The following is a 645-nucleotide window of genomic DNA, read 5'->3' as shown; positions in this document are numbered from 1 at the left end:
GAGATATGCGCGAAAGTTGGTGACGCGTGATCAGGCGGCGGGTTGAAGTAGGCGGACGCCGTCGCGGAACTCAACCCCGCTGATGACCTCCGGCAGGCGGTTCTGGCCGTCGAGCTTTCGCCATTTCTTCTGTGCCGACATCATCAGCCTGTAAGCCATGGCCAGGCCGGTCTTGCGGCTGAGGCAGCCCTTGGTGCGCTTCGTCCGGTGCCGGACGGTGGCGAAGGTGCTCTCGATCGGGTTCGACGTGCGGACGTGTTTCCAGTGCTCAGCCGGGAAGTCGTAGAAGCTCAGCAACGTGTCCCGATCCCGGACCAGCTTGGCGACCGCCTTGTCCCATTTTACGCCGTAGGCATCGACGAAGAAGTCGAACGCGGCCGTCGCTGCGGCGCGGGTCTCGGCCTGCCAGATATCATGCAGGTGCGCCTTGGCCTTCGCCTGCACCGACTTGGGCAGGGCATTGAGGACGTTCATGGTCTTGTGCAGCCAGCAGCGCTGTTCCTTGGTCGTGGCGAAGACCTCGCGCAGGGCGGTCCAGAAGCCGAGGGCACCGTCGCCGATGGCCAGCTTGGGGTCCTGCTTCAGGCCGCGCCGCTTGAGGTCGAGCAGCACCTCCCGCCAGCTCTCGGTGCTCTCGCGGACGCC

At 65.3% G+C, this 645-nt stretch carries 1 protein-coding gene; it reads right to left on the bottom strand.

The window, feature by feature from the left end; all coding sequences use genetic code 11:
* Positions 1–30: 30 nt before the first annotated feature.
* On the bottom strand, positions 31–645 hold a 615-nt coding region (locus tag Q1B08_RS21620; RefSeq protein ID WP_299823480.1), incomplete at its 5' end, for an IS256 family transposase.

This window comes from uncultured Jannaschia sp. (genome assembly GCF_947494025.1).
Lineage (GTDB): Bacteria > Pseudomonadota > Alphaproteobacteria > Rhodobacterales > Rhodobacteraceae > Jannaschia.
This window is presented reverse-complemented; position numbering and strand designations above follow the sequence as displayed.